This window comes from Labedella gwakjiensis (assembly GCF_003014675.1).
GTDB classification, from domain to species: Bacteria; Actinomycetota; Actinomycetes; order Actinomycetales; family Microbacteriaceae; genus Labedella; species Labedella gwakjiensis.
Genome location: NZ_PYAU01000001.1, coordinates 3,033,855 through 3,059,774, shown reverse-complemented (window position 1 = coordinate 3,059,774; position 25,920 = coordinate 3,033,855). Strand labels below are relative to the sequence as shown.

The 25,920-nt window shown below is 69.4% G+C and carries 25 protein-coding genes; 14 read left to right on the top strand and 11 right to left on the bottom strand.

Annotation, left to right across the window (positions count from 1 at the left end; genetic code table 11):
* The gene (locus tag CLV49_RS14390; protein WP_106564155.1) at positions 1 to 633 is read left to right on the top strand and encodes a ClpP family protease; all 633 of its coding nucleotides are present in this window, start codon (positions 1 to 3) and stop codon (positions 631 to 633) included.
* Here the strand turns inward: CLV49_RS14390 and CLV49_RS14385 are convergent.
* The gene (locus CLV49_RS14385; RefSeq protein WP_106564154.1) at positions 609 to 1,034 is read right to left on the bottom strand and encodes a helix-turn-helix domain-containing protein; all 426 of its coding nucleotides are present in this window, start codon (positions 1,032 to 1,034) and stop codon (positions 609 to 611) included. The two genes, CLV49_RS14390 and CLV49_RS14385, sit on opposite strands and share 25 nt — an antisense overlap.
* A gap of 96 nt (positions 1,035 to 1,130) precedes the next feature.
* Positions 1,131 to 2,066, bottom strand: coding sequence for a LysR family transcriptional regulator (locus CLV49_RS14380; RefSeq protein WP_106564153.1), 936 nt, complete (start codon positions 2,064 to 2,066; stop codon positions 1,131 to 1,133).
* Between the two features lie 70 nt (positions 2,067 to 2,136).
* Here CLV49_RS14380 and CLV49_RS14375 point away from each other — a divergent pair, with 70 nt between their 5' ends.
* Together CLV49_RS14375 and CLV49_RS14370 are read left to right on the top strand one after the other, a co-directional pair.
* Positions 2,137 to 3,870: an FAD-binding protein gene (locus tag CLV49_RS14375; protein ID WP_106564152.1), complete on the top strand. Its 1,734-nt coding sequence runs from the start codon at positions 2,137 to 2,139 to the stop codon at positions 3,868 to 3,870.
* Positions 3,871 to 3,996: 126 nt separating this feature from the next.
* On the top strand, positions 3,997 to 4,764 hold the full coding sequence (locus CLV49_RS14370) for a ribonuclease H family protein (protein WP_106564151.1): 768 nt from the start codon (positions 3,997 to 3,999) through the stop codon (positions 4,762 to 4,764).
* A gap of 39 nt (positions 4,765 to 4,803) precedes the next feature.
* On the opposite strand, the gene CLV49_RS14365 is transcribed toward CLV49_RS14370, so the two are convergent.
* The 4 genes from CLV49_RS14365 to CLV49_RS14350 all read right to left on the bottom strand — a co-directional run bounded on the left by CLV49_RS14365 (position 4,804) and on the right by CLV49_RS14350 (position 6,547).
* Positions 4,804 to 5,112, bottom strand: coding sequence for a hypothetical protein (locus tag CLV49_RS14365; RefSeq protein WP_106564150.1), 309 nt, complete (start codon positions 5,110 to 5,112; stop codon positions 4,804 to 4,806).
* The gene (locus CLV49_RS14360) at positions 5,109 to 5,888 is read right to left on the bottom strand and encodes a class I SAM-dependent methyltransferase (RefSeq protein WP_106564149.1); all 780 of its coding nucleotides are present in this window, start codon (positions 5,886 to 5,888) and stop codon (positions 5,109 to 5,111) included. The genes CLV49_RS14365 and CLV49_RS14360 overlap by 4 nt, the downstream gene beginning before the upstream one ends.
* A gap of 34 nt (positions 5,889 to 5,922) precedes the next feature.
* Positions 5,923 to 6,207 carry a DUF3072 domain-containing protein gene (locus CLV49_RS14355; RefSeq protein ID WP_243696690.1) on the bottom strand — a complete coding sequence of 95 codons (285 nt, stop codon included), beginning with the start codon at positions 6,205 to 6,207 and terminating at the stop codon, positions 5,923 to 5,925.
* A gap of 160 nt (positions 6,208 to 6,367) precedes the next feature.
* The gene (locus CLV49_RS14350) at positions 6,368 to 6,547 is read right to left on the bottom strand and encodes a PspC domain-containing protein (RefSeq protein WP_106564147.1); all 180 of its coding nucleotides are present in this window, start codon (positions 6,545 to 6,547) and stop codon (positions 6,368 to 6,370) included.
* A gap of 86 nt (positions 6,548 to 6,633) precedes the next feature.
* Between CLV49_RS14350 and CLV49_RS14345 the strand changes: the two genes are divergently transcribed.
* Together CLV49_RS14345 and CLV49_RS14340 are read left to right on the top strand one after the other, a co-directional pair.
* Positions 6,634 to 7,344, top strand: a complete 711-nt coding sequence (locus CLV49_RS14345; protein WP_158261988.1) for a YoaK family protein — start codon at positions 6,634 to 6,636, stop codon at positions 7,342 to 7,344.
* A gap of 205 nt (positions 7,345 to 7,549) precedes the next feature.
* A complete protein-coding gene (locus tag CLV49_RS14340) occupies positions 7,550 to 8,926 on the top strand; it encodes an HNH endonuclease signature motif containing protein (protein WP_106564145.1) in 1,377 nt (458 codons plus the stop codon).
* A gap of 101 nt (positions 8,927 to 9,027) precedes the next feature.
* On the opposite strand, the gene CLV49_RS14335 is transcribed toward CLV49_RS14340, so the two are convergent.
* The 3 genes from CLV49_RS14335 to CLV49_RS14325 all read right to left on the bottom strand — a co-directional run bounded on the left by CLV49_RS14335 (position 9,028) and on the right by CLV49_RS14325 (position 15,687).
* On the bottom strand, positions 9,028 to 10,944 hold the full coding sequence (locus CLV49_RS14335) for a cation:proton antiporter (RefSeq protein WP_106564144.1): 1,917 nt from the start codon (positions 10,942 to 10,944) through the stop codon (positions 9,028 to 9,030).
* A 130-nt stretch (positions 10,945 to 11,074) separates the two neighbouring features.
* The gene (gene lpdA / locus CLV49_RS14330) at positions 11,075 to 12,478 is read right to left on the bottom strand and encodes a dihydrolipoyl dehydrogenase (protein ID WP_106564143.1); all 1,404 of its coding nucleotides are present in this window, start codon (positions 12,476 to 12,478) and stop codon (positions 11,075 to 11,077) included.
* Between the two features lie 89 nt (positions 12,479 to 12,567).
* Complete coding sequence (locus CLV49_RS14325; RefSeq protein ID WP_106564142.1) at positions 12,568 to 15,687, bottom strand: DEAD/DEAH box helicase; 3,120 nt, start codon at positions 15,685 to 15,687, stop codon at positions 12,568 to 12,570.
* Between the two features lie 100 nt (positions 15,688 to 15,787).
* On the opposite strand from CLV49_RS14325, the gene CLV49_RS14320 reads away from it, so the two are divergent.
* Genes CLV49_RS14320 through CLV49_RS14305 form a run of 4 tightly spaced genes read left to right on the top strand, consistent with a single transcriptional unit; the run spans position 15,788 to position 19,533 of the window.
* The gene (locus tag CLV49_RS14320) at positions 15,788 to 16,903 is read left to right on the top strand and encodes a ThiF family adenylyltransferase (RefSeq protein ID WP_208019773.1); all 1,116 of its coding nucleotides are present in this window, start codon (positions 15,788 to 15,790) and stop codon (positions 16,901 to 16,903) included.
* A 3-nt stretch (positions 16,904 to 16,906) separates the two neighbouring features.
* Positions 16,907 to 18,115 carry a molybdopterin molybdotransferase MoeA gene (locus CLV49_RS14315; protein ID WP_106564140.1) on the top strand — a complete coding sequence of 403 codons (1,209 nt, stop codon included), beginning with the start codon at positions 16,907 to 16,909 and terminating at the stop codon, positions 18,113 to 18,115.
* A 28-nt stretch (positions 18,116 to 18,143) separates the two neighbouring features.
* The gene (gene moaCB / locus CLV49_RS14310; protein ID WP_106565128.1) at positions 18,144 to 19,109 is read left to right on the top strand and encodes a bifunctional molybdenum cofactor biosynthesis protein MoaC/MoaB; all 966 of its coding nucleotides are present in this window, start codon (positions 18,144 to 18,146) and stop codon (positions 19,107 to 19,109) included.
* Positions 19,102 to 19,533 (top strand): molybdenum cofactor biosynthesis protein MoaE, encoded by a 432-nt coding sequence (locus tag CLV49_RS14305; RefSeq protein WP_106565129.1) that lies wholly within the window; start codon positions 19,102 to 19,104, stop codon positions 19,531 to 19,533. Before moaCB ends, CLV49_RS14305 begins: the two co-directional genes overlap by 8 nt.
* A 39-nt stretch (positions 19,534 to 19,572) precedes the next feature.
* On the opposite strand, the gene CLV49_RS14300 is transcribed toward CLV49_RS14305, so the two are convergent.
* Positions 19,573 to 19,815, bottom strand: coding sequence for a MoaD/ThiS family protein (locus CLV49_RS14300; protein ID WP_106565127.1), 243 nt, complete (start codon positions 19,813 to 19,815; stop codon positions 19,573 to 19,575).
* A gap of 7 nt (positions 19,816 to 19,822) precedes the next feature.
* Positions 19,823 to 20,890, bottom strand: a complete 1,068-nt coding sequence (gene moaA, locus CLV49_RS14295) for a GTP 3',8-cyclase MoaA (RefSeq protein WP_106564139.1) — start codon at positions 20,888 to 20,890, stop codon at positions 19,823 to 19,825.
* A 93-nt stretch (positions 20,891 to 20,983) separates the two neighbouring features.
* Between moaA and CLV49_RS14290 the strand changes: the two genes are divergently transcribed.
* The 5 genes from CLV49_RS14290 (at position 20,984) to CLV49_RS18205 (ending at position 25,750) form a co-directional block, all read left to right on the top strand.
* Entirely contained in the window at positions 20,984 to 22,645 is a 1,662-nt protein-coding gene (locus CLV49_RS14290) for a molybdopterin-dependent oxidoreductase (RefSeq protein WP_106564138.1), read from the top strand.
* 69 nt (positions 22,646 to 22,714) lie between these two features.
* Positions 22,715 to 23,308, top strand: coding sequence for a sulfite oxidase-like oxidoreductase (locus tag CLV49_RS14285; RefSeq protein ID WP_106564137.1), 594 nt, complete (start codon positions 22,715 to 22,717; stop codon positions 23,306 to 23,308).
* A 25-nt stretch (positions 23,309 to 23,333) separates the two neighbouring features.
* Positions 23,334 to 24,050 (top strand): ferredoxin reductase, encoded by a 717-nt coding sequence (locus CLV49_RS14280; protein ID WP_243696549.1) that lies wholly within the window; start codon positions 23,334 to 23,336, stop codon positions 24,048 to 24,050.
* Positions 24,050 to 24,334, top strand: coding sequence for a DUF6510 family protein (locus CLV49_RS14275; protein ID WP_106564135.1), 285 nt, complete (start codon positions 24,050 to 24,052; stop codon positions 24,332 to 24,334). The genes CLV49_RS14280 and CLV49_RS14275 overlap by 1 nt, the downstream gene beginning before the upstream one ends.
* Positions 24,335 to 24,727: 393 nt before the next feature.
* A complete protein-coding gene (locus CLV49_RS18205; protein WP_127054262.1) occupies positions 24,728 to 25,750 on the top strand; it encodes a hypothetical protein in 1,023 nt (340 codons plus the stop codon).
* Positions 25,751 to 25,920: the final 170 nt, after the last annotated feature.

Below are 25,920 nucleotides of genomic sequence, written 5' to 3'. Positions count from 1 at the left end.
GTGAGCGGCTACACGATCCCGAACGTCATCGCGCAGCACCCGCGCGGCGAGCGCATCATGGACGTCTACTCACACCTGCTCACCGAGAGGATCGTCTACCTCGGCACGGGTATCGATGCGGGCGTCGCGAACGTGCTCATCGCCCAGCTCCTGCACCTCGAGGCGGATGCCCCCGGGCGCGAGATCAACATGTACATCAATTGCGAGGGCGGGGACATGACGTCGATGCTCGCCGTCTACGACACGATGCAGTACATCGAGGCCCCCGTGGCCACGACGTGCGTCGGGCAGGCCATCGCGGCCGGCGCCGTGCTCCTCGCCGCCGGAGCGCCGGGCCGCCGTTCCCTGCTCCCTCACACGCGCGTCGTGCTGCACCAGCCGGCGGTGCGCAGCCAGGGCACGATCCCGGACCTGATCCTGCAGGCCGACGAGCTCGTCCGGATCAGATCGGAACTCGAGACGGTGCTCGCGTCGCACACGGGTCGTTCCGTGGAGACGCTTCGAGCCGACACCGATCGTGATCGGGTGTTCACGCCGGAGGCGGCCGTTGCGTACGGGCTGGCCGACCACGTCCTGACCCGCGCAGGTCGGGTCGGCCGCGCGGAGGATCAGGCTGCCGTCGCGAGGAGCTGAGGGGCGGACGATGTCGCCCGGCCCGTCGATGCGACGAGGTGCCGGGCGACGTCACCGACCAGGTCGAGCAGGGAGAGCCCGAGCGCGCCGGCGACGGCCGCGATCATCTCGCTCGACGGTTCCTTGAGTCCTCGCTCCATCTCGGAGAGGTACTGGGGCGAGACGCCCGCGCGATCGGCCGTCTGGGTGAGGGTCTCGCCACGATCGGTGCGGTGGGCCCGGAGACGCTCGCCGAGTGCCTCCCGCCAGAGCGGTTCCGGTGCCGGGGTCGGCTTCCGCTCCGATGCGTCACGGGGCGGCACTGCGGAAGGGGCGTCCGGATTGCCCTCTGGGCGGCTCCGATGGTCGTCGGGTCTGTAGTCGTCGAGCCTGTAGTCATCGAGTCTGGCGATGTCGCGCATACCTGACGATAAGCGCGACACGGCGGCGTCCGCCTCCCCCGGTGGCTCGTTTCCGCTCACAGCAGATCACTCGCCGTCGTGTCCCTTCCGATCCGGTCAGACCGCGGCCGGGCGCATCGTCTCGCCAGCGCGCGCGGCGAAGGCCGTCGCCGTGTGGCTGATGGTGCGCCGCATGACGGAGACCGCTGCGGTCGGCGCGACGTCCGACGGGCGCGCGAGGCTGATCGTGCGGGTGAGCGCGGATCCGTTCAGTCGAGCGCCGCGCAGTCCCGGTCGGTCGATCAGCACCATCGCCGGCACGATCGCCACGCCGAGACCCCGCTCGACGAAACGCAGGACGGCATCCATCTCCGCTCCCTCCAGCACGACGTCCGGCATGAGCTGCGCCTCCCGGAACGCCGCGTCCGTGGCACCGCGGAGGTCGTAGGAGCTGCTGAAGACGATCTGGGGCAGCCCGGCCACCTCGTCGAGCGTCACGGAGCCGCTCGAGGTGACGGGAGGCGAACCGGCTGATGAGATGACGACGAGCTCCTCGACGAGGAGCGGGGTGAGCGTCGCGTGCGCGGCGGAGGCGACGTCCGACGTGGTCACGAGAGCGATGTCGAGCTCACCCGCGGCGAGCTCATCGAGCAGACGACGGGAACCGTGCTCGGACAGATGGAGCTCGATCGCCGGGTGGGCGGCGTGGAAGGCGTTCAGCACCTCGGCGACGAGGCTGATGCACAGGGTCGGCGTGGCGCCGAGCCTCACCCGTCCGCGCCGGAGTCCCGCGAGCTCGTCGAGCTCACGACGAACCGTGTCGGCGTCGGCGAGCATGCGTCGCGCGAGAGGGAGCAGGGACTCCCCCGCGGTGGTGAGGGAGCTGCCCGCCCGCGCTCGATGGAAGAGCTCGGCCCCCAGGTCCTGCTCGAGGGCGGAGATCTGCCGACTCAGCGACGGCTGCGCGAGGTGGAGGCTCTCAGCGGCGCGGGTGAAGTTGCCGAGCTTCGCGACCTCGGCGAAACTCCTCAGCTGCTCGAGGTTCATGTCCATAGCATATCCGCATCGCTTCGAGCAGCATTATTCATTGGAGTAATGGATAGCGCGAACCTACCGTGGAGGGATGAGCCCGAACGAACGCCAGATCTCCACCACCGTCCTCGTCATCGGCACGGGCGGGTCCGGCCTCCGCGCCGCGATCGAACTCGCCGAAGCCGGGGTCGACGTCCTCGCGCTCGGCAAGCGCGCGAAGTCCGATGCGCACACCTCCCTCGCCGCCGGCGGCATCAATGCAGCCCTCGGCACGATGGACGCCGACGACAGCTGGCAGCAGCACGCGGCCGACACCCTCAAGGAGAGCTACCTGCTCGCCAACCCGCACACCGTCGAGATCGTCACGTCGGGAGCGGCCCGCGGCATCGACGACCTGGAGCGCTACGGGATGCCGTTCGCGCGCGAGGACGACGGCCGCATCTCCCAGCGCTTCTTCGGCGCCCACACGTACCGCCGCACGGCCTTCGCCGGCGACTACACGGGGCTCGAGATCCAGCGCACCCTCGTGAACCGGGCGGCGCAGCTGGACATCCCGATCCTCGACACCGTGTATGTGACGCGGATCCTCGTGAACGACGACGGCGCGGTCTTCGGCGCGTACGGCTTCGACCTCGAGAACGGCACGCGCTACCTCATCCACGCCGACTCCGTCATCCTCGCCGCCGGCGGTCACAACCGCATCTGGCGCCGGACCTCGTCGCGACGCGACGAGAACACGGGCGACTCGTTCCGCCTCGCCGTCGAGGCCGGCGGACGCCTGCGCGACCCGGAACTCGTCCAGTTCCACCCGTCCGGCATCATCGAGCCGGAGAACGCGGCCGGCACGCTCATCAGCGAGGCCGCGCGCGGGGAGGGCGGCATCCTGCGCAACGGGCTCGGAGAGCGCTTCATGCAGAACTACGACCCCGAGCGACTCGAACTCTCCACCCGCGACCGCGTCGCGCTCGCGTGCTACACCGAGATCAAGGAGGGTCGCGGCACGCCGAACGGCGGCGTGTGGCTCGATGTCTCGCACCTCCCGCGCGAGACCATCATGACCCGGCTTCCCCGCGTGTACCAGACGATGCTCGAGCTGCAGATGCTCGACATCACCACGGACCCCATCGAGATCGCGCCCACCGCGCACTACTCGATGGGCGGCGTCTGGGTGCGCTCCGAGGACCACGGCACCGACGTACCGGGGCTGTATGCGATCGGCGAGGCCTCGAGTGGGCTGCACGGCGCCAACCGCCTGGGCGGCAACTCGCTCATCGAGCTGCTCGTCTTCGGGCGCATCGTGGGCCAGGCGGCCGCCGACTACGCGGCGGGGCTCGAGGCGCAGAAGCGGTCGGCCGCGGCCGTGCGGACCGCGCGGAACGAGATCGCCGAGCTGCTCGCGTCCGACGGCACCGAGAACGTGCGCGCCCTGCAGCGAGCGATCCGCAACACGATGACCGAACACGCCGGGGTCGTGCGCGACGAGGACGGCCTGCGGGCCGGCCTCGCGGAGCTCGACGCGATCGAGGCGCGGATGGCGGACATCGGTGTGCACCCCGACATCGCCGGGTTCCAGGATCTCGCGCACGCCTTCGACCTCCGGTCGGCGGCGCTCGCCGCCCGGGCCACCCTCGAGGCCGCGCTCGAACGCCGTGAGACACGTGGCTGCCACAACCGCTCCGACTTCCCCGATCTCGATCCCGAGCTGCAGGTGAACCTCGTCTGGTCGCCGCGAGACGGCGTGACGCGCGAGGAGATCCCCGAGATCCCCGAGGAGATCGCCGCGCTCATGCGCGAGGTGTCGGCGGCCGGCAAGCTCCTCGAGTAGCCGTTCGCCCTCGTCTCCGGCGCCCGTGGGGTGTCGCTTCCAGTCGTCCTCCGGCCCCGAAGGGCGACGCGAAGCGACATCCTACGGGCGATTACGATGGGACGGCACCATCGACGAAGGGCACGAATGACCATCACGGCCGCTGCGGACGGATCCGCCCTCGGGAACCCCGGACCAGCCGGATGGGCCTGGTACATCGACGACGAGAACTGGGCGGCCGGCGGCTGGAAGCACGCCACGAACAACCAGGGCGAGCTCATGGCGGTCCTCGATCTTTTCCTCGCGACGGCGCATCTCGACGACGACCTCCACATCCTGTGCGACAGCCAGTACGTCATCAACTGCGTCACGAAGTGGATGCTGGGCTGGAAGAAGAAGGGCTGGCGCAAGGGCGACGGCAAACCGGTCATGAACGTCGACCTGCTGAAGCAGATCGACGATGCGATCGTCGGCAGACGATACCGCTTCGAGTGGGTCAAGGGTCACGTGGGGCACGTCCTCAACGAGGCGGCCGACTCCCGGGCTCGAGCCGTTGCTGAGGCTTTCCAACGGGGGGCGGCGGTGCCGGAGGGACCCGGCCTCACGACGGCGGGCGGCGGCGGAGCGGCGGAGAGCCGCGCTGGGATTGGCCGGGCGGACGCGGGCCGGGCGGCAGCGGGCGGGGCGGCCGCAAGCGCCGCGACGACCGATCCCGTCGGTGCGCAGCCCGTATCGGGCCGACGAGTGACGACACAGCCCGAGACGCCGAGCCTGTTCTCCTTCGACGACGAGCCGGCAGACGCACCGAGCCGGACGATCACCGTCGCACTGTCGGAGACCGAGCACGCGCGACTCGCCGAACGTGCGCGAAGCGCCGGTCTCCGTCCAGAGGACTACCTGCGCGGCCTCATCTGATCCAGCCGTCGCGCGGGCCCCGGCCCGCGAGGGTGGGGCTCAGTCCGACCAGCCTGGGTGTTCCACCGTCAGGCGCCCGCGACCGAAAGGCAGGCGGGGTGCTCGATAGACGACACGCGTGGTGCCCTCCGGCAGCACCGCCTCCGCCTCGCCGTAGCGCCACGCTCTGTTGTAGAGGAAGACGCCGATGGTGGTGTCACCGATCGGTCTCTGCCAGGTTCCTGTCCCCCACTGCGCGGGCTGCCCACGGCCATCGAGCACGACGGTCGGCCGGACGCCCGGGTTGATCGACAGGCGGGGACGCACGAGGACCAGTTCGAAGCGGCCACCGCGTGTCGAGGTGCTCATGCGTCGTCCTGTCCGTCGAGGGCGTCGCCGGCCACGCGACCGACGGCGTACCGGAACGTGTTGTCCAGCACGTACCGCCCATCCTCGCGCACGTAAGGCTGCGCCGACCGGAGCACGGTGGCGCGGTAGGGTTCCGCGTCGTCCGACGTCTCGTCATCGAGGAGGACGGCGCGGAGGAGCGCTGTCGATCCGGGCAGTTCCCAGCGGATGTCGATCGTGCCGGCCTCCACGACATGCACACCCGAGTCCCGGAGGACCGCTTCGAGTCCGCCGGGTAGGCGCAGATCCCCGTCGGGCGTCGGTTCCTCCCCGTCGGCCACCGCGAGGGCGGCATCGATCGTGTCGAGATCGTTGAGTGCGCGATCGGCCCAGTTCGCGATGACGATGAGTCCTCCCGGCCGCGTCACCCGCACGGCCTCATCGAGCGCGGCGAGAGAGTCATCCGCGAATTGGAGAGCGTTCACGGCCGTGACCACGTCGAATGTTGCGTCCGGCCAGGGAATGCGCTCCCACGACGCCTGCCGGATGTCGGCGCCGGGCACCGCGAGGCGCGAGCGCTCGACCATCCCTGAGGCCGCATCGATGCCGGCGACGAGGGCACCACGGCTCGCGAGCACGGCCAGGAACTCACCTGTCCCACAACCGACGTCGAGGACCCTTGCACCCGGCTCGATGTTGGCACTCTCGACGAGACGGAGATGCACGGGCCGCGCGGCGGGACCCCACGACTCCGCCCACAATTCGGCGACGTCGGACCACCCCTCTCCCGCGCTCATGTGAGCGAGGGAGAGGGAGCGAGACGACGGATGACTACTTCCCTCGTCCTGTCTTCTCCTGGAGGCGCTCGATGTGCTCGGACGCCTCGGCCTTGGTGAGGTCGGCGGACAGTTCCTCGCCCGCCTCGCGCGCGAGCGTGTCGAGGTAGCTGCGCTGCGCGCCCGTCATCGGCTCGTCGCCCGTGACCCAGTCGTCGGGGTCCTTGACGGCGGTATCGCCACTGTTCCCGCCGAGGGTGTCGCCCTCGGTTCCCGTGGCCCCGTTGGGGGCGTCGGCGCCGTCGTTGGGGCCGGGGTTGGTGTTGCCGGCGTCGGCGATGTGCTCGTCGTTCGACGTGGGGTTGGTGTTGACCGGGTTGATGTTCTCTTGGCTCATGTGGCTGACGCTACCCCGCACCACCGACACTGCTGAGGGGTTGCACGTTCGGGTTTCCGGCGTCGGCCCCGAGGGGGCGACGGAGACGCCGCGTGACGCGGGGTCACGCCTCCTTGGGGATGATGATCCAGAGGATGACGTACAGGATGATCTGAGGGCCCGGAAGCAGGAGGCTGAGGACCGTGAGGACCCTCACCGTCGTCGGGTTCCACTGGTAACGGTTGGCGATGGCGGCGCAGACGCCCGCGAAGACGCGGCCGCGGCGAGGACGTACGAGGTTCATGCGTCGAGCATGGCAGACCTCGCGCCGCCGGCCCAGGGGGCTGTCCCCCGTGAAGCGAGGGGGATCGCCCGATCGTAGGCTGGTCGGTGGAGGTCCCCACCGTGTCGTCTCACATCCGCCGTTACGCCGCCGGCCTGATCCTGCTCACCGCCGCGACCGGATCGATCGACGCCGTGAGCTATCTGGCTCTCGATCGCGTCTTCACCGGCAACATGACGGGGAACGTGCTGTTCATCGGTTTCGCGCTCGTGGGTGTCGCCGGCATCCCGTTCCTCAACAACGTGGTCGCGCTCGCCGGTTTCGTCCTCGGCTCCATCGTGAGCGGACGGATCGTCGGCAGGGGACACACCCGTCTGCTCCCCCGACGCTCGGTGTGGACACTCGTCACGGGCGCCCTGATCATCGCGGGGCTCGCTGCGGTATGGGCTGTACTCGGAGAGCTCGACGACCGCGGCCTGCTCATCGTGACGGCGCTCCTCGCGATCGTGATGGGCGCCCAGGTATCGGCGGTAAAGCCCATCGGCAACAGCGACATCACCACCATCGTGGTCACCAACACCCTCGCGAACCTCGCCAGGGACAGTCGACTCGGCGGTGGACGCGGCGAGAAGTGGGTGCAGCGACTGCTGGCCGTGGTCGCGATGGGCGGCGGCGCGGCGCTGGGAGCTGCCCTCATCGGATGGATGTCCGGAGCGGCGGCGCTCGCCGGCGGTGGGGTGCTCTATGTGGCAGGCGTCCTCATGCTGAGTCTGACGTCCCGGGCGGAGCGCCGAGCGGAGTCCCGCGTCGGCGTATGAGCCCAGGCACGTCGACCCTGGCAGGTGAGCCCTGGATCGGGGTTGCGTCGCCGCTCCCGGTTTCCTTTTCCCACGGTCCCTGAGCCCGCCGAAGGGCACCACCTCGAGGCCGTAACCTGTCGTCCACAACGAGTATCCGTCCGAGTTTCTGACTCCTTTTCCAGATACCGCCTTCAGTGTCGGTGGTGTCGTGTTCACTGGGTACATGACCACCCACGGCGCGCCTTTCCAGGACGCGGTCGCACACGCGACCGCGATCCTCGGCGTGTCCGTCGCGGGCCTGGTTCCGGGCCGGTTGTCGACCTCCGAGTGGGTGACGTTGCTCCGTGATGTGGAGCGACTCGGCCGCCTCGTGGACGCCGCCCGTGTCGCGCTCGCCGGGGACGCGGAGAACCGTACCGGCGGGCCCCTCGACGCTCTCGCCGCCCTCGGGTATGCGTCCGCGGTCGACGCCGTCGCGACGCTCACCGGGTTGCCGGACCGGGACGCAAAACGGAGAATCCGGCTGGGTGGGAAGCTCAACGCCGGAGTGTCGCTGACCGGCGCGGAGACGGGGTCAGCGCATCCCCTGATCGCCGAGGCAGTGTCCGCCGGAACTCTGGGCGTCGACGCGGCCACGATCCTCACCGACGCTCTCGATGGGGTTTCGCCGCGGGTCGATCCGGTCGTCGTGTCGGAGGCGGAAGAGGCATTGGTGCAGTTGGCTGCGGGTTCCGCGAATCACCCGCCCCTCCGCGCGGATCTCGTCCGAGGGCAAGCCCAGCTGTTCGTCGAAGCGATCGACCCCGACGGGGTCCGCCCCCGGGAAGAAGCGGCACGGCGGAGACGACGCTTCACGATCGGACCGGAGACGAGGGATGGGCTCATCCCGGTGCATGGGTTGTTGACGTTGGAGATCGGGGCGTCGTTGAAGCGACTCATCGACGCTCACGTGCGGAAGGTGAGCTTCACCGACCCGTCCCGGCCATTCGGCGACCCGGACACGTCCGTCCCGCACACCGATGACCGCACCCCGGCGCAACGTCGCCACGACACATTGGCCGACATCATCAGCGCAGCATCGCGCGTGAAGGACGCCCCCGAACAGGCCGGGTCGGCACCTGCGATCACGGTCACCGTGACACAGACGGCACTCGACGAGGGACATGGTGTCGGCACGATCGATGGCGTCGACACCCCCATCTCCGTTGACAGCATCGAGAAGATGATCGACTCCCGCGGCATCCAGACCGTCACGATGAACCCGAACCGACGCATCCTGTCCCTCGGGTCCGTGCAACGCTGCTTCACCTCGTCGCAACGCCGGGCCATCACGGCTCGGGATGGCGGGTGCGTCATCCCCGGGTGCACCACGCCCGCGGGGTGGTGCGACGTCCACCACGTCATCCCGTGGCGTGGCGGCGGGCAGACCCACACCGACAACGGAGTCCTGTTGTGCTGGGGACACCACCAGAACATCGACAACGGACCCTGGCGACTCACCATGCCGGACGGAATCCCCCACGTCCGTGGACCGGGCCACCCCGATTGGACCCACACCACCAAGGCCCGCACCGGACCACCCCTCACCCGCACCGGATGACAACACGGGGTCACTCCGTCGATGGCTCCGCGGGGCTTGCGGCACGCCGTCGTGAACACCGCGGCCAGGAACGAGGACACGATGGCGCGGGCGCAGCCTGCTCAACGTTCGGGCGGCGCACCCTGGAGTTCGAGGCTGATCTGGGCCGCATCGAGCGTCGCGAGGGCCATGTCGAGCGACTCGGCGTCGAACGTTCCGTCGTCTCTGGCGTCGAGAAGCGCCTCCCGCTGGGCGAGGATGACCGCGAGCGTCACAGCACGCATCCGGGCATGAAGAGCAACACGCTCATCGTCCTCGTCCGTGCTTGCGTCACGACCCGGCCCGTCACCACCCGGCCCGTCACCGCCCGGACCGCTGCCGCCGCTCGAACCAGACGCTCCCGGCGCGTGCCGAGACCCGCCGTCCAATGCGTCCCGCTCCTGCTCCTCCGGTGTCAGCTCGCCGTAAGCATCGCCATCGGCATCGCTATCGGGGCTGGTCTCCGAACGAACACTGTGCGCGTTTCGCGCATCGGCATCGGTATCGACGACGACAGCGGACGCCGGGCCGCCTACCGGCGGAAGCCCCTGCTCCTCACGCACGCGGCGCGAGACGTCCGACAGGAGCTCGAGCAAAGCGGCACGCTCCGCGCGCTGAGCATCCTCGTCGACCCCAGCAGGTTTCAGCCACCGGACGACCCGGGACAGCGTTCCGCCCTGCAGCATGAGCGACGCAGCCGCGACGAAGAACGCGATCAGGACGAGCAGCGAACGGTTCGGGGTGTCAGACGGGAGGGTCTGCGCGGCAGCGAGCGTGACGGCGCCACGCATTCCCGCCCAGACGAGCACGCCGCCCTCGCGCCACCCGAGCGGCTCCGCGACGTAATAATCCATGTCCGCGAGGAGGCGCCGAAGTCGCGTCCTCGTCTGGCGGACGCGCTGGTCCGTCATCGGCGCTCGACGACCGAACGGCCACTCGGCGGGTTCTCCGCTCTCGCCCAAGCGCTCGTTGAGCGCCTCGATCCGCGGCTTCGCCTGCTCCCGGCGAAGCCGTCGACCGCGGAGGATCGTCAGAAGCGGCGTCAGGTACGCGGCCCGCACGAGCACGGTGAGCAGGAGCGCCCCGAGCGCGATGATGACCGCATTGTGTACGCCCTCGTGAGCGGCCTCGACATCCGCCATCAGGGCGGAGAGCTCGAGGCCCATGATGAGGAAGATCCCTCCCTCGAGCACGAGCTCGACGGTGCGCCAGTTCTGCGCATCCGATGCACGGTGCTGCGGAGACAGCCGCCTGGCCGCGCCGTGACCCGTGATGAGTCCCGCGACGACGGCGGCCACGAGGCCCGACGCCCCCAGGAGCTCTGCCGGGATCGAAGCGAGAAACGGCACGGTGAACGACAGCACGGTGTTCACCGTCGAATCGGTGACGCGCTGACGCACCCACAGGTTCGCGAACCCGACGACGACTCCGAGCACAGCCGCGATGGCGACGGCGAATGCGAAGTCGCCGGCCACATCCCAGAAGGAGACCGCGGCGGCCGTCGCCGCGATGGCGGATCGCAGCAGGACGAGTGCCGTCGCGTCGTTGAGCAGACTCTCGCCCTCGAGGACGGAGACGATTCGCCCGCCGACACCCAACCGTCGGACGATGGACGTCGCGACCGCGTCCGTCGGGCTCACGATGGCACCGAGAGCGATTCCCCACCAGATCCCGAGACCCGGGATCACGAGGGAGAAGAAGAATCCGAGGACGACGGCCGAGAGCACGACGAGCACGATCGACAGCCCGCCGATCGCATTGAGCTCCCGACGGAAGTTCATGGCGGGCATGGACACGGCCGCCGAATACAGCAGCGGCGGCAGGATGCCCGCGAGGATCCACTCGGGGTCGACCTCGAAGTCGGGCAGCACGGGAAGGAAGCTCACCACGATGCCGAGGACCACGAGGATGAGCGGGGCGGCGACGCGCAGGCGTGGACCGAGAGCCGTGGCGCCGGCGATCACGATGAGCGCGGCGACACCGACGACCAGGATCTCCATGGCTGCCCTCCCGTCCGTCCGATCCGTGATCCGAGGCTAGTCCGATACGCCCATCGGACAGGTCCCTGCCGGGAACCGCACAGGGCGGGTGATCCGAGATCACCCGCCCTGTGCGGTTCGACGACGTCGATCAGAAGTTGATCATGTGCCCCGTGAGACCGTGGAAGCCCTCCTGCAGGGCCTCGCTCAGCGTCGGGTGCGTGTGCACGTTCCGCGCGAGCTCCGTGGCCGTGAGGTCCCACTTCTGCGCGAGCGTGAGCTCCGGGAGGAGCTCGGAGACGTCCGGTCCGATGAGGTGACCACCGAGGAGCTCGCCGTACTCGGCGTCGGCGACGAGCTTCACGAACCCGGTGGGCTCACCGAGGCCGTGCGCCTTGCCGTTGGCCATGAACGGGAACGAGACGACCTTCACGTCGTGTCCCTCGTCGCGCGCCTGCTGCTCGGTGAGACCGAAGCTCGCCACCTGCGGCTGGCAGAACGTGGCACGCGGCATCATCCGGTAGTCGCCGAGCTCCTGCGTCTCCGCGTCGGCGATGGTCTCCGCCGCCACGACACCCTGGGCCTCAGCCACGTGCGCGAGCTGCAGCTTCGCGGTGACGTCGCCGATCGCGTAGATGTGCGGGACGTTGGTGCGCATGCGAGCGTCGATATCGATCGCGCCGCGCTCGGTGAGCTTCACGCCGGCCTTGTCGAGGCCGTAGCCGTCCACGCGCGGGGCGAAGCCGACCGACATGAGGACCTTGTCGGCCGTGAGGGTGCCGGTCGAGCCGTCCTTGGCCGTGTAGGTCACGGTGACCTGCGACCCCTCGTCCACGACCTTCTCGACCTTCGTCGAGGTCATGATCGGGATCCCGTAGCCCTTGTACTGCTTCGTGATCTCCTTCGAGACGTCGACGTCCTCGTTGGGGAGCGCACGATCGAGGAACTCGACGATCGTGACCTCGACGCCGTAGTTGCGCATGACGTAGGCGAACTCCATGCCGATCGCGCCGGCGCCCACGATGACGATCGACGACGGCAGGTCGCGCTCCATGATCTGCGACTCGTACGTCACCACGTTGTCGCTCAGCTCGACGCCGGGCAGCAGGCGCACGACGGAGCCCGTGGCGATGATGATGTTGTCGAACGACACCGTCTGCGTCTCACCACTCGACAGTGCGACGGAGAGGGTGTGGTCGTCGGTGAACGTGCCGCGACCGTCGAACTCGGTGATCTTGTTCTTCCGCATGAGGAAGTGGACGCCCTTGACGCGGCCGTCGGCCACGGTGCGACTGCGGTCGTACGCGACGCCGTAGTCGAACGAGACGTCGCCGCTCATGCCGAAGGTCTTCGCCTGGTGGGTGAAGATGTGGGCGAGCTCCGCGTTGCGCAGCAGCGCCTTGGACGGGATGCACCCGACGTTGAGACAGACGCCTCCCCAGTACTTCTCCTCGACGATCGCGACGGACTTGCCGAGCTGTGCGGCGCGGATGGCCGCGACGTATCCGCCCGGTCCTGCGCCGAGAACGACGACGTCGAAATGCTGATCGGTCATGTGGGTGCCTCCCGGTGAATCGTGTCCTCCAACTCTATTCGCGTCCGTCCGTCTCCGGGTTCAGTCCCGTCCCTCCGACGCAGCAGGGATCAGCTGAGGAGCTCCCGGATGTCCCCGGCGTCGAGTGACGGCCCGAAGAGCTCGCCGTCGTCGTCGAGCACCCCGGCGACGAGCTCCGACTTCCGCTCCTTGAGCGCCATGACCTTCTCCTCGATCGTGTCGGCGGCCACCATCCGGTACACGAGGACGTTCTTGTCCTGGCCGATACGGTGGGTCCGGTCGATGGCCTGCTCCTCGCTCGCCGGGTTCCACCACGGGTCGAGCAGGAACACGTAGTCGGCCTCCGTGAGGGTGAGGCCGAATCCACCGGCTTTGAGGCTGATCAGGAAGACGGGGGCGTCGCCCTCGCGGAACTCCCGCACCACGCCCTCGCGGTCGCGCGTCGAGCCCTGGAGGGTCACGGAGGCGATGCCCTCGGCGTCGAGCCGGGAACGCACGCGATCGAGGTAGGTCGTGAACTGGCTGAACACGAGGGTGCGGTGGCCCTCGTCCACGATCTCCCGCAGGTGGTCCACGAGGGAATCGAGTCGCGTCGAGGGGATGTGGGCGTAGTCGTCCGAGACCAGGCCGGCGTCGAGCGCGAGCATGCGGAGGAGGGTGAGCGAGCGGAACACGATGAAGCGGTTCCGATCGAGGTCGTCGATGAGGCCGAAGAGCTTCTGACGCTCACGCTGCAGGTACACGTCGTAGAGCTCGCGATGCTCCGGTGCGAGCTCCACGGAGAGCACCTGCTCGCTCTTCTCCGGCAGCTCCGGGGCCACGACGTCCTTGGTGCGTCTCAGCAGGAACGGCGCGATGCGGCGGCGGAGACGCTCGAGCCTCGCCGAGCGCAGCTCGGCCGTGACGGCGGGTGCGTCGCCGGCGCCCCGCCCCGACGTGATGCCACCGACCGGCTGCTCGATGACGCGCACGAACTCCTGGGCGAAGCGACGAGCGGACGGGAAGAGGCCCGGTGACGTGAGGGCGAGGATGGCGTGCAGCTCGCTGAGCGAGTTCTCGAGCGGGGTGCCGGTGACGGCGAGGACGAAGGACACCCCCAGATCACGCACCGCCTCGTGCGCCTGCGACGCGGAGTTCTTCACGAACTGCGCCTCGTCGAGGATGACGCCGGACCACCCGCCGTCGACGTCCCGATACGCGTCGGCATCGAGACGAAGGAGAGCGTACGTCGTCACGACGATGTCGGCGCCACGCGCGAGTTCGTCGACGCGGGCCCGACCGGCGGCTTCGGTCCCCACGGCCCGCCGCACGACGAGCCCGGGGGCGAACCGCGTGGCCTCCGTGACCCAGCCGGGCGCGACGGACGTGGGGGCGACCACGAGGAAGGGCGCTGGTCGATCCCGCGCCGATGCCGCCACGCTCTCCACCGCGTGCTGCACGAGCGCGAGGCATTGCAGCGTCTTCCCGAGCCCCATGTCGTCGGCGAGGATGCCGCCGAGACCATGCCGCCACAGATGCGCGAGCCACGAGAACCCCTCGGCCTGATACGGGCGGAGCTGCGCCGTGAGGCCGGAGGGCACACTCACCGGACGCGTCGCCTCCCCGGCGATGTCCTCGACGAGCGCCCGCCATTCGAGCGCCGGGCGGGATTCGTCCGCGAGGTCCTCGAAGTCGGACCACAGGCTCACATGGCGGCGACTGATGACGGGCGTCGTCTCCCACTCGGCGAGGTCCTTGGCCTCCTCGATCAGCTCCGCGAGTCGCGCGAACGCCGGGTGCTTGAGCGAGAGGTACGTGCCGTCGACGAGGAGCAGCCGCTTCCGCCCCTTCGCGAGAGCCGTGAAGAGCGGGAGGAACGGGATCGTGCGTCCGTCGACCGTGACGGTGACACCGAGGTCGAACCAGTCGCGCTTGTCGCTCGGCATCGTCGACACCACGAGCTCGGGATCGCCCGTGAGCTCGCGGTAGGACGGTTTCGTGCCGGTGGTCTCGACACGTACGCCATCGAGCGTGCGGAGCCGCGGCAGGAGTTCGGTGACGAAGTGCGCGGACTCGACGCCCTCGAGCGTCACGTCGAGAGGAGGAGGAGGGGCCTCGGAGCCGGCGCCGCTCACTCGCGTCGCGCCGTCGGGCTCGGACGCCGCATCCGGGAGCCAGGCGTCCGGCAGCACACCGGGAGGGATCAACTCCGAGACGGGCGTGAAGGGTGCACCACCCCTGGACACCCGCCAGCGCCAGGTGAGCTCCGTGCGGTGACCTGTGGCGAACGCCACGCGGAGGACGAGGACGGGCGGGACCACGTCCGGGAGGACCACGGAGTCGTCGGCGCTGACGACCTCGAGCCGCTCGCGCAGCCCGGGCACGTAGGTGGACAGGAACTCGTCCACCGCGTCCGCGGGCACCACGAGACCGTCCGCGAGAGGGCCGCGGCCTCGCAGGATGGCGAGTTCGTCGGAGCCGAGGGGCGCAGCGGTGGCCGCGATGACGATGTCGCGCGGGTCGCGCGGGTCGACGATCGATACGCCGTGGGCACCGATCGGGCGGGCGAGGCGCACATCGGCGGTCCGACCCGTGGTCGGGAGATCGAAGAGGAGCGACGGCTCGAGCCGGACGCCTTGCGACTCGCGGCGCAGATCGACGAGGAGACGGGCGCGGGAACCGACAGCCACGCTCGACCCGGAACCCGTGCCGATGAGGGGGATCCGGAGATCGGCGGCCTGCCCGAGCATCGCCCACAGAACAGGGTTCGCGAATTCGTCGAGGAAGAGGAGGCTCGCGTCGGGATCGAGCGCCATCGCGCCGGCGGCCCGGTGGAGCGCGCCGAGTTCGCAGAACCACCGGTGCTGCTCGGGGTCGAGGTTCATGCGGTTGAGGAGGTGCGGCAGGTTGGTCCACGTCATCGTGCCGCGCGCCCACCCCTTGGAGGTCTCGGCGGTGGGGCGCGCGGCGAGGCGGAACTCACCCGTTCCGGGCACCTCGTCCTCCGCGGAGGCGGAACGCGCGGCACCGCGGCCGTTCGCACGAGGGATCGCGACAGAGCGGGAGGTCGGCCCGTTCCACCGATGCGCCGTGCGCGGGATCATCTCGCGCAGTTCGAACTGCAGTGCGAGCCCGGTGCGCGGTCGGCGGCTCGCGCCGACGGACGGTTCGGGCGCGTCGTGCCGGAAGGTCGCGAGGGCGTCCCTCCAGGACTCCGGCGAACTCGTCATGGCTCGATCCTCGCATCCGCCACCGACACGGCGGTCCGCGCCCCCGTCCGGCCGCGCTGAGCACGGACCCGGTGTCAGTGGCCGGTGCGATAATCGCCGCATGCCCGATTCCGTTCGCTCGGCCCGCTTCGCCCGCCAGATCGCGCTCCCGGGGTTCGGGCTCGAGGGTCAGGAGCGCCTCGGAGCGGCTCGCGTCCTCGTCATCGGCGCCGGTGGACTCGGCAGCACCGTGATCCCCACGCTCGCGGGAGCCGGTGTCGGCACCATCGGCATCATCGACGACGACCGGGTGGAGACGAGCAACCTCCACCGACAGCTCGTGCACGGCACCGCCGACGTCGGACGGGCGAAGGTCGACTCGGCCGCCGACCGCGTCGCGGCGATCGCTCCGGATGCCGTCGTCGTCCGCCACACCGAACGGCTCTCCGCCGACAACGCGCTCCACCTCTTCGCCGACTACGACCTCGTGCTCGACGGCAGCGACAACTTCCCCACCCGCTACCTCGCCAACGATGCAGCCGCGCTGTCCGATCTGCCGCTCGTCTGGGGCGCCGTCTCGCAGTACGGCGGTCAGGTGGGCGTCGCGTGGGCGAGTCGAGGACCGCAGTACCGCGACCTCTTCCCCACGCCCCCTCCACCGGGCTCGGTGCTGTCGTGCGCCGTCGGGGGCGTGCTGCCGACCACCGTCGGCGTCGTCGGGTCCCTCATGGCGAGCGAGGCGATCAAGATCATCACGGGGCTCGGCGACCCCCTGGTCGGTCGCGTCACCGTCTTCGACGGCCTCGCGGGCACGTTCCGTGAGCTCGCCTATGCAGAGGACCCGGAGGCTGAACCGGTCACGGGCCTCATCGACTACGACGCCTTCTGCGGGGTCGTCGCCGATGACTCCGCGTCGGCCGACGACGCGGATGCGGACACCCTGAGCGCCGACGACCTCGCGGGCCTCCTCCCCGACGTGACGCTCATCGACGTGCGCGAGCCGTGGGAGGCGGAGATCGCCGCGATCACCGGGTCCGTTCTCCTGCCGCTCGGAGAGCTGCCCGAGCGGATCGGCGAGATCGACGACTCCCGTCCCGTGGTCCTGTACTGCCACCACGGCATCCGCTCGGCATCGGCGCTCCGAATCCTGCGGGACGCCGGTGTGGCGGCCCGCCATCTGGACGGCGGGATCGACGCCTGGTCCCGTGCCGTCGACCCGACCATCGTGAGGTACTGACCCATGCCGACCTTCCCCCGCCGCTCGGTCGAGCAGCACGCCGACCACATCGAGCGTCTTCTCGCCGGAGCGCTCGACACGGGTGAGGAGACGATGCCCATCGATGAGGCGGCCGGTCGCGTGACCGCCGCACGCGTCGTCTCGCCCGTCGACCTCCCCCTCTTCCGGAATTCGCAGATGGACGGCTTCGCGGTGATCGCTGCCGACATCGCCGACGCCCCCGTGTCGCTGCCCGTGGTCGGTGAGATCGCCGCTCGACCCGTCGATCCCGGTGTCCTGCAGCCCGGGACGACGGTGCGCATCATGACGGGCGCTATCGTTCCCGAGGGAGCGGACGCCGTGGTGCCGGTCGAGGACACGACGCCCGGGGATGATTCCGAGGATGCGGAGACCGTCCGGATCGGGCGTCCGCGCGCCGTGGGCGAATACGTGCGCGAACGCGGGAGCGACGTCCGCGCAGGCGACGAACTGCTCCCGGCCGGACTCCGCCTGGCCTCTCGACACCTCGCCGTCCTCGCGGCGTCCGGCATGACGACGGTCTCGGTGCGGCGGCGCGTGCGGGTGGCGATCGTGACGACGGGCGCCGAACTCGTCGCCCCTGGCACGGATCCCGTCCGCGGTCAGGTGTTCGACTCCAACGGCACAGCGCTCGCGGCGGCGACACGAGCGACCGGGGCCGAGGTCGTCGTGCGCGAGCGCGTCGCGGACGACGTGGACGACTTCCGTCGGGCGCTCGCCACGGCGACCGCGCAGGCCGACGTCGTCCTCACCTCCGGCGGCATCTCGATGGGCGACTACGAGGTCGTCCGCGAGAGTCTCGAACCCCTCGGCGCCGAGGTCGGCTCCGTCGCGATGCAGCCGGGTGGTCCCCAGGCGACGGCGACGGTGGACGGCACGCCCGTGGTCTGCTTCCCCGGCAACCCCGTGAGCACGCAGCTGTCCTTCGAGGTCTTCGTCGCGCCGCTCCTCCGTCGCGCAGCCGGGCTGCCGGAGCGCACCGCGTCGACGAGACCCCTCACCGAGGATCTGCGCTCGGTGTCGGGCAAGCGCCAGTTCCTGCGGGCGCGGTTCGACGGCGACGGTGTGACCCTCGTCTCGGGCCCCGGCTCGCATCTCGTGGCCGGTCTCGCGGCCTCCGACGCCCTCGTGATCGTTCCGGAGGAGGCCGTCGAGTTGCGAGCTGGCGACACCGTCACCGTCTGGGCTCTCTAGGTCAGGGCGCTGTGACAGCATGGGCAGCATGACGGCCGGATCCCCCACCACCCTCTCCCACCTCGACGCGGACGGGCGCGCGCGCATGGTCGACGTGGGCGGCAAGGACGTGACCGATCGAACGGCCACCGCCACGGCGCGATTCCTCACCCGCCCGGACGTCGTCGCCCTCGTCCGCGCCGACGACCTCCCGAAGGCCGATGTCCTCGCGACCGCGCGCATCGCCGGCATCCAGGGCGCGAAGCGCACGAGCGACCTCATCCCGCTGTGCCACCCGCTCCCGCTCACCTCGGTCTCGGTCGACTTCGATTTCGACGAGGCCGCGATCGTCGTCACGGCCACGGCCAAGACCACGGGCCGCACGGGCGTCGAGATGGAGGCGCTCACCGCCGTCGCCATCGCGGGGCTCACGCTGCACGACATGGTGAAGGCCGTGGACCCCGAGGCGATCCTCGACGACCTCAAGCTCGTCGAGAAGACCGGCGGCAAGCGCGGGCACTGGACCCGCGACGCGCTGCGTCCGGGTACGGCGGCCGTCCTCGTCGCCTCGACGGCCGGCGCCGCGGGCACACGGGAGGACACGACCGGTCCTGCGATCTCGGCCTGGCTCGAGGAGCACGGCTACGCGGTCGACGGGGTGACGATCGCCGCGGACGCCGACGTCGCGGAGGTGCTCGCGTCGCTCGTCGCCACCTCCCCGGCCGTGATCATCACGACGGGGGGTACCGGCATGTCGCCGAGCGACCGCACACCGGAGGCCACACGACGCATCCTCGATCGTGAGCTGCCCGGCATCGCCGAGGCGATCCGGGCCGCAGGACTGGCGAAGACACCGACCGCGGCCCTCAGCCGCGGGCTCGCGGGCACCTCGGGTGGCACCGTCGTGGTGAACCTCCCGGGTTCGCGGGGCGGGGTGAAGGACGGCCTCGCCGTTCTCGACGGCCTCCTCGACCACCTCGTGGCACAGATCGCCGGTGGTGGCGCGCATGAGTGACGCGGCGGCCCCCTTCGCGGGCCTCGACCTCATCAGCGAGCGAGACATCGACGCTTCGGCGGTCGAGGCCGCCGTGCTCACCGACCACGACGGCGCCCTCGTCACGTTCCGCGGCATCGTGCGCAACCACGATCACGGCGAGTCCGTCTCGGCGCTCGACTACCAGGCGCACCCCGACGCCGCCCGCTTCATGGCCGAGTGCTGCGAGACGATCGCGCGCGAGACGGGCGTCCGTGTCGTCGCCGTCCATCGGGTCGGTGCACTCGTCGTGGGCGATACGGCCCTCGTCGCGGCCGCCGCCGCCGCGCACCGCCACGAGGCGTTCGACGCATGCGAGCGCCTCGTCGACCTCATCAAGACGAGCGTGCCCATCTGGAAGCGCCAGCACCTCGCCGAGGGCACGACGGAGTGGGTCGGGCTCTAGGCGCCGGTCGGTGTCAACAGCCGACCTCAGCAGGCGGTGTCAGCCGCCGGCGAAGGGCGGGAGCACGTCGACGCGTGCCCCGAGGGGACGCGCATCGTCGCGGCGCACGACCCCGTCGACGAGGAACGAACCGGAGGCGAGCACGCGTGCCATCGCGTCGCCGTACCGTTCCACGAGGAGCGCCCGGAGTTCGCCGACAGTGCGCGGCCCGTGGATCGGTTCCTCCTCGACACCCGCAGCCTCGGCCGCCGCAGCGAAGTAGCGCACGGTCACGGTCGCGATGTCCTGCTCAGCCACCGATCGCTCCCATGCTGCGGGTCGGACGGACGAAGTCCGCCGAGGCCATGCCGTGTCCGGCTTGCTTGCCCCACATGGCGGCCCGCCAGCGATCGGCGATCTCGCTGTCGTCCGCCCCGCCGCGCAGCATCCCGCGGAGATCCGTCTCGTCGTCGCCGAAGAGGCAGGAGCGCACCGTGCCCTCGGCGGTCAGGCGCGTGCGGTCGCACGCGGCGCAGAACGCGCGCGTCACGGAGGCGATGATGCCGACAGTGGCCGGACCGCCGTCCACGAGCCACTCCTCGGCCGGGGACGAGGGGTCGTCGCGGTGCGGCTCGGTGAGCGTGAAGCGGGATCCGAGGACGTCGAGGAGCTCAGCCGCGTCGACCATGTTGTCGCGTGCCCACGCCTCATCGGCGTCGAGGGGCATCTGCTCGATGAAGCGCAGCTTGACGCCGTTCGCGAGCGACCACGCGAGCAGGTCGGCCGATCCCGCGAGGGTGTCGCGCATGAGCACCGCATTGATCTTGAGAGGTGTGAGTCCCGCGCGCTTCGCCGCATCGATGCCGGCGAACACGGCCGGGAGCCGGTCGCGGCGGGTCAGCCGGGCGAAGTGGTCGCGATCGACGGTGTCGAGAGAGACGTTGATGCGGGTGAGCCCGGCGGCGATGAGTTCATCGATCCGCTTGTCGAGACCGATGCCGTTCGTCGTGAGCGAGATGGACGCCCCGCGGGCGACGGCCGAGCTCTTCGCGAGGATCTCCGCGAGGTCCGCCCGCATGAGCGGTTCGCCCCCGGTGAAGCGCACATCGGTGACGCCGAGGTCACGTGCGCCGATCTCGACGAGGCGGGCGATCTCATCCGGTGTGAGGAGGTCCTTCCGAGCGATCGCCGGCAGTCCCTGCTCCGGCATGCAATAGGTGCAGCGCAGCGAGCACTTCTCCGTGATGGAGACGCGCAGGTCGCGAGCGATGCGGCCGAAGCGGTCGACGAGAGCATCCGTCTCCGGGCGGCCCGTGGTGTCCGGTCGCGCGTCGGGAGCGCGGCGGATTCCCGGGATCCCGAGGGCGATACTCGTCATGGCTTCACCCTAGTTCGCTCGGAGACGGACGGGTGCGGAACGGGCGCGCAACCCGCGGGTGAGTACCCAGCGGGCGGGGCTAGCATGACCCGCATGTCGACGCGCGCGCCCCACACCGACTCGACGGGCGTGCCCGCAGCCCCCGGCCCCGTCGCCACCGGCCGCCCCGCGCCTCGTCGGTCGCGGCCCGTCATCGCAGCCGGCGCCGTCGGCGTCGTGAGTGCCCTCGCGACGCTCGCGATCGCGGAGCTCGTGGCCCTGGTCGTCGCGCCGGCCGCGAGCCCCCTCCTCGCCGTCGGCTCGCTCGTGATCGACCTCGTGCCCGGATGGGTCAAGGACGTCGTGATCGCGCTGTTCGGGACGAACGACAAGGTGGTGCTCCTGCTCTGTCTGGCGGTGCTCGTTGCGGCCCTCGCCGTCCTGAGCGGTGTGCTCGAGTGGCGCCGACCGCCGTGGGGGACGGTGATCCTGGGTGTTGTCGGCGCTGTCGCTGTGGTGGCCGCCACGACCCGGTCGGGTGCGACCGGCATGTGGGCGAGCCCCACCGTGGCGGGTGTGGTCGTGGGCGTGCTGGTGTTGCGTTTCGGTTCGGAGCGGCTGCGCGCGTGGATCGGCTCCAGCCCGATCTCGGGCGGCGCGGGTCGATCGCCCGAGACTCCAGACCCGTCCCTCGCCGACACCGCCGTCTCGCGCCGACGCTTCCTCGTCTTCACGGGGGCCACAGCTGTCGGCGCGCTCCTCGTCGGTGTCGGTGCGCGCGTCGCGAACGCCGCAGCCGCCGCCGCCGACACCGCGAGACGCGCGCTCAAGCTGCCGACCGCGGCGACGCCCGCGCCGGCCGTCCCGACGGGTGCAGACCTCGGCATCGACGGCCTCTCCCCCGTCGTCACGCCCAACGCCGACTTCTACCGCATCGACACGGCCCTGCAGGTGCCCGGAGTCGATCCCGCGTCGTGGAGCCTCCGGGTGTTCGGCGAGGTCGAGGAGGAGTTCGAGCTCACGTGGGACGAACTCCTCGCCCTGCCGATGCAGGAGGCCACCGTGACGCTCGCGTGTGTGTCGAACGAGGTCGGCGGCGACCTCATCGGCAACGCCCTCTGGCTCGGCTACCCGATCCGCGAGCTGCTCGCCCGAGCGAAACCCCGCGAGGGTGCCGACATGGTGATGTCGAGGAGCATCGACGGGTTCACCGCCGGCACCCCGCTCTCCGTGCTCCAGGAGGAGGACAGGGACAGCCTCCTCGCCGTGGGCATGAACGGCGAGCCGCTCCCCGTCGAGCACGGCTTCCCCGCTCGCCTCGTGGTGCCCGGCCTGTACGGGTATGTGTCCGCGACCAAGTGGGTCACGTCCCTCGAGGTCACGCGATTCTCGGAGGCGAGCGCCTACTGGACGGACCGCGGCTGGTCGGCGGAGGGGCCCGTGAAGACGCAGTCGCGCATCGACGTGCCGACGAACCGGGCACGGGTGAGTGCGGGCACCGTCGCCGTAGCCGGCGTCGCGTGGGCCCAGCACACGGGAATCGACCGGGTGGAGGTCCGGGTGGACGACGGCGGTTGGGTCGAAGCCCGCCTCGCGACGGCCATCTCCGCCGACACGTGGGTGCAGTGGGTGTTCGAGTGGGAGGCCACCGCGGGCGACCACACCCTGCAGGTGCGCGCGACGGACGCCGACGGCGAGACCCAGGGCGAGCGCGAGGTGGCCGTGGTGCCGAACGGCGCCGAGGGCTGGCACACGATCGACGTCTCCGTGTCGTAGTCGGGTCTGACCTCCTAGCCCTCGGGTGCATGCCCTCAGTACGATGAGCGCACGAGGAAAGGGGTCCACATGGCCGTGTTCAGTCGTGGTTTCGGAGGGCGCGCCCGCGAGAGCACTCCGGACCTCCCGCCCGGCCAGTTCCTCACCGAGGACTTCCCCGTCCTCTCCGCCGGCCCCACCCCCGAGATCGACACCGCGGAGTGGGAGTTCACCATCCGCACGGAGACCGGCGCGACCCATCGCTGGGACTGGGATCAGTTCCGCGCGCTGCCGTCCGAGCTCGTCGCGACGGACATCCACTGCGTGACGCGCTGGTCGAAGCTCGGCACGTCGTGGCGCGGCGTCTCCCTCGACACCCTCTTCGAGGAGGTCGATTCGAGCTACGACTACGTCATGGCGCACTCCTACGGCGGCTACACGACGAACCTGCCGCTCGAGGACCTGCTCGACGGCAAGGCGTGGATCGCCTACGAGTTCGACGGGGAGGACCTCGACCCCGAGCACGGAGGCCCCGCGCGTCTGCTCGTGCCGCACCTCTACTTCTGGAAGAGCGCGAAGTGGGTGCGCGGCCTCGTCATGATGAAGGACGACGAGCCCGGCTTCTGGGAGCAGAACGGCTACCACACCTATGGGGATCCGTGGCAGGAACAGCGGTACTGGTGAGCCCCGCACGAACGAGCATCACACAGTGACGGACTGGTTGGTCGGGACGATCACGCACGTGCGCACGGAGACGCCGACGGGGCGCAGCCTCACGATCGCCGTCGACGGCTGGCCGGGGAACCTCGCCGGACAGCACCTCGACCTGCGTCTCACCGCGCCCGACGGCTATCAGGCGGTGCGTTCCTATTCGATCGCGAGCGTCGGCGCCGATCCCTCCGTGCAACTGGCTGTCGACAAGATCCCGACGGGCGAGGTCTCGCCGTACCTCGTGGACGATGTCCTGCCCGGAGACCAGTTGGAGGTGCGCGGTCCTCTGGGGCGGTGGTTCGTGTGGACGCCGGAGGACACCCGACCGATCCAGCTCATCGCCGGAGGTTCCGGGATCGTCCCGCTCGTCGCGATGGCGCGAGCGCACGCGGCGTCCGGAAGCGCCGTTCCCTTCCGACTGCTGTACTCCGTCCGCTCACCCCAGGACCGCTTCTTCGCGGACGAGATCGCGGCACTCGAATCGGAGACCTTCCGAGTGGACCTCGTCTACACGCGTTCGACCCCGGAGGGCTGGCCGACGCCCGCCGGGCGGGTGACCCGTGACGTGATCGAGGCACTCACTCTTCCCGCGTCCGACGCTCCTGGCGTCTTCGTGTGCGGGCCGACGGGCTTCGTCGAAGCCGTCGCCCGATCCCTCGTGGACCTCGGTCACGAGCCGCAGAACGTGAAGACCGAACGGTTCGGAGGATCCTGATGTCGAGCCACGTGGACGGGAACGCTCTCGCCGGGACTCTCTCGGAGGTGTTCCGCACCGACATGACCACCGCCGTCTGCTGCTGCGACGGCTGCGGCGAAACCACGACGCTCGCGAGCGAGATGGTCTACGGAACCCACGGCATCGTGGTGCGCTGCCGCTCCTGCGACGACGTTCTCATCACCCTCGTCGAGACGCCCGACCGCGTCGTGTTGAGCTTCCCTGGCGTGTCCTCGATGAGCGTGGAGCGCGGACCAGACGCACAAAGTGAGGGAGAATATTGACTGTCGGGGGTCCCTGTCATCATTCGTTGTATGCAGTTGAAAATCCCGAGTTGGCTGACAGGTTCGACCGCGTCCTCGGTTGCCAATTACATCGACGATCGTGAAGTCACAGCTAGGTTCATCGCAAGTCCACTGGCGTGGCGAGTGCGTTCCGTCGAAGAAGTCGTTATCGACTCCGCCACATCCTGTAGTCGCAAGCGCTCCCTACAGGTGGCACCGCTTCGCGACTTCCTTCAGGCTCCAGTTGGAGCTACTCATGCCCTAGTAGCTCTGAACGTCGCTGCGATGCCACGCGGACCGCTGCTTGATTTCGATGTGTCGGGGCCCGACGGGGACGGTTGGCTCTTGCCTCGATCGGAAATCGCGTCGCGACAAACTCTTTACCTTGTCAATTTGGCTGATGAGGCGGGCGTGCAGGTCAGCAAACAAGCTCGGATGGTCCTCGAGCGAATTCTTGGCTTCGTAGGCGAATGGTTCTCCACTCACAAGCGAGGTACGGTCGACGAGTTCGTCAACGCAGGACTCGGCCGAACCCTCTCCGAGGAGACTCGGCTTCGCTGGGACGCAACCGAAGGAAAATGCCGCGAGATTCTGCGACGTCGTCTCGACAAGTTCCAACGTTATTCGGCTGCCGAATCCCCCCAACTCGTGATGCCGGGTCTCCTAATCGATGGGGACATTGCGGACGAACAGGAAGCTACTAGATCCCTCGCGGAGTATCAAAGCCTCCTGCAACGAATGGACAGCCTCAGTGATCCAGACAATCCCAACGTTGCCGACGATTTCCTAATCTCGCTTGCGGACTACGCCAACTACTACGACCTCATAGTTGCCCTTAAGGTTCCACTGGATGAGCCCTTTCTGGTAAAGATCACTGAACGCAGGGACATTGGTCGAGGCATTGGCATCGGTCCCGGAACTCAGGAACTAGTGGTCGCAGACGCTAGAACAAACCACGTCACGTTCAAGGTGGAAGACCCAAACGTGCGCATTAGCTCTTTCTCCGCTTACTCGTCGTCAAACGATGATTTTGCTTACGGCCTCTTTCAGTCTCGGCAAGACGCCCAAAACCGGGCGTTCTACGCTCATAATCCGGATCGGGATTATCGGATAGTTCTCCGGTTTCGATTGGCTCTGCTGAGACGCCTTCAACTCGTCCCATACTCGGTAGCCGCGCTTCTCGGACTGCTGACGCTGGCTCTATGGCTAGACACTCCAGAAACTCTCGAAGGCTTTGCACTCGTCGTAGGGCCATCGGCTCTCGCAGCGTCAGTGCTGCTTGCTCGAGAGCCCTCGACGCTGGGATCCCGGCTCCGCACCGCAAGTACGACCGTCGTGACGCTGAGCCTCCTCGCGCTTCTTGGGTCGGCAACTTACCTATATGGGTTCGGCCTTTTTGTCAGTAGCACCAAGTAAAGTTCCACCAGGAGGACACCATGGCAAAGAACACCGGCAGGGGAACTCGGCAGGGCAGCGTCACAGGACGCAGTCAGGTGAAGAACTCCTCGGGAACATGGGTTAAGCGGGACACCTCCTCGGGGCAGTTTCTCGCCGCCAAGAAGTCAGGCGGAAGCTTCAGAGGAATT

Excerpts from the sequence above, each read along its gene's own strand:
- CLV49_RS14385 (WP_106564154.1), bottom strand. The coding sequence starts at position 1,034 with ATGCGCGACATCGCCAGACTCGATGACTACAGGCTCGACGACTACAGA.
- CLV49_RS14380 (WP_106564153.1), bottom strand. The coding sequence starts at position 2,066 with ATGGACATGAACCTCGAGCAGCTGAGGAGTTTCGCCGAGGTCGCGAAG.
- CLV49_RS14375 (WP_106564152.1), top strand. The coding sequence starts at position 2,137 with ATGAGCCCGAACGAACGCCAGATCTCCACCACCGTCCTCGTCATCGGC.
- CLV49_RS14370 (WP_106564151.1), top strand. The coding sequence starts at position 3,997 with ATGACCATCACGGCCGCTGCGGACGGATCCGCCCTCGGGAACCCCGGA.
- CLV49_RS14365 (WP_106564150.1), bottom strand. The coding sequence starts at position 5,112 with ATGAGCACCTCGACACGCGGTGGCCGCTTCGAACTGGTCCTCGTGCGT.
- CLV49_RS14360 (WP_106564149.1), bottom strand. The coding sequence starts at position 5,888 with ATGAGCGCGGGAGAGGGGTGGTCCGACGTCGCCGAATTGTGGGCGGAG.
- CLV49_RS14350 (WP_106564147.1), bottom strand. The coding sequence starts at position 6,547 with ATGAACCTCGTACGTCCTCGCCGCGGCCGCGTCTTCGCGGGCGTCTGC.
- CLV49_RS14340 (WP_106564145.1), top strand. The coding sequence starts at position 7,550 with ATGACCACCCACGGCGCGCCTTTCCAGGACGCGGTCGCACACGCGACC.
- CLV49_RS14335 (WP_106564144.1), bottom strand. The coding sequence starts at position 10,944 with ATGGAGATCCTGGTCGTCGGTGTCGCCGCGCTCATCGTGATCGCCGGC.
- lpdA (WP_106564143.1), bottom strand. The coding sequence starts at position 12,478 with ATGACCGATCAGCATTTCGACGTCGTCGTTCTCGGCGCAGGACCGGGC.
- CLV49_RS14325 (WP_106564142.1), bottom strand. The coding sequence starts at position 15,687 with ATGACGAGTTCGCCGGAGTCCTGGAGGGACGCCCTCGCGACCTTCCGG.
- CLV49_RS14320 (WP_208019773.1), top strand. The coding sequence starts at position 15,788 with ATGCCCGATTCCGTTCGCTCGGCCCGCTTCGCCCGCCAGATCGCGCTC.
- CLV49_RS14315 (WP_106564140.1), top strand. The coding sequence starts at position 16,907 with ATGCCGACCTTCCCCCGCCGCTCGGTCGAGCAGCACGCCGACCACATC.
- moaCB (WP_106565128.1), top strand. The coding sequence starts at position 18,144 with ATGACGGCCGGATCCCCCACCACCCTCTCCCACCTCGACGCGGACGGG.
- CLV49_RS14305 (WP_106565129.1), top strand. The coding sequence starts at position 19,102 with ATGAGTGACGCGGCGGCCCCCTTCGCGGGCCTCGACCTCATCAGCGAG.
- moaA (WP_106564139.1), bottom strand. The coding sequence starts at position 20,890 with ATGACGAGTATCGCCCTCGGGATCCCGGGAATCCGCCGCGCTCCCGAC.
- CLV49_RS14290 (WP_106564138.1), top strand. The coding sequence starts at position 20,984 with ATGTCGACGCGCGCGCCCCACACCGACTCGACGGGCGTGCCCGCAGCC.
- CLV49_RS14285 (WP_106564137.1), top strand. The coding sequence starts at position 22,715 with ATGGCCGTGTTCAGTCGTGGTTTCGGAGGGCGCGCCCGCGAGAGCACT.
- CLV49_RS14275 (WP_106564135.1), top strand. The coding sequence starts at position 24,050 with ATGTCGAGCCACGTGGACGGGAACGCTCTCGCCGGGACTCTCTCGGAG.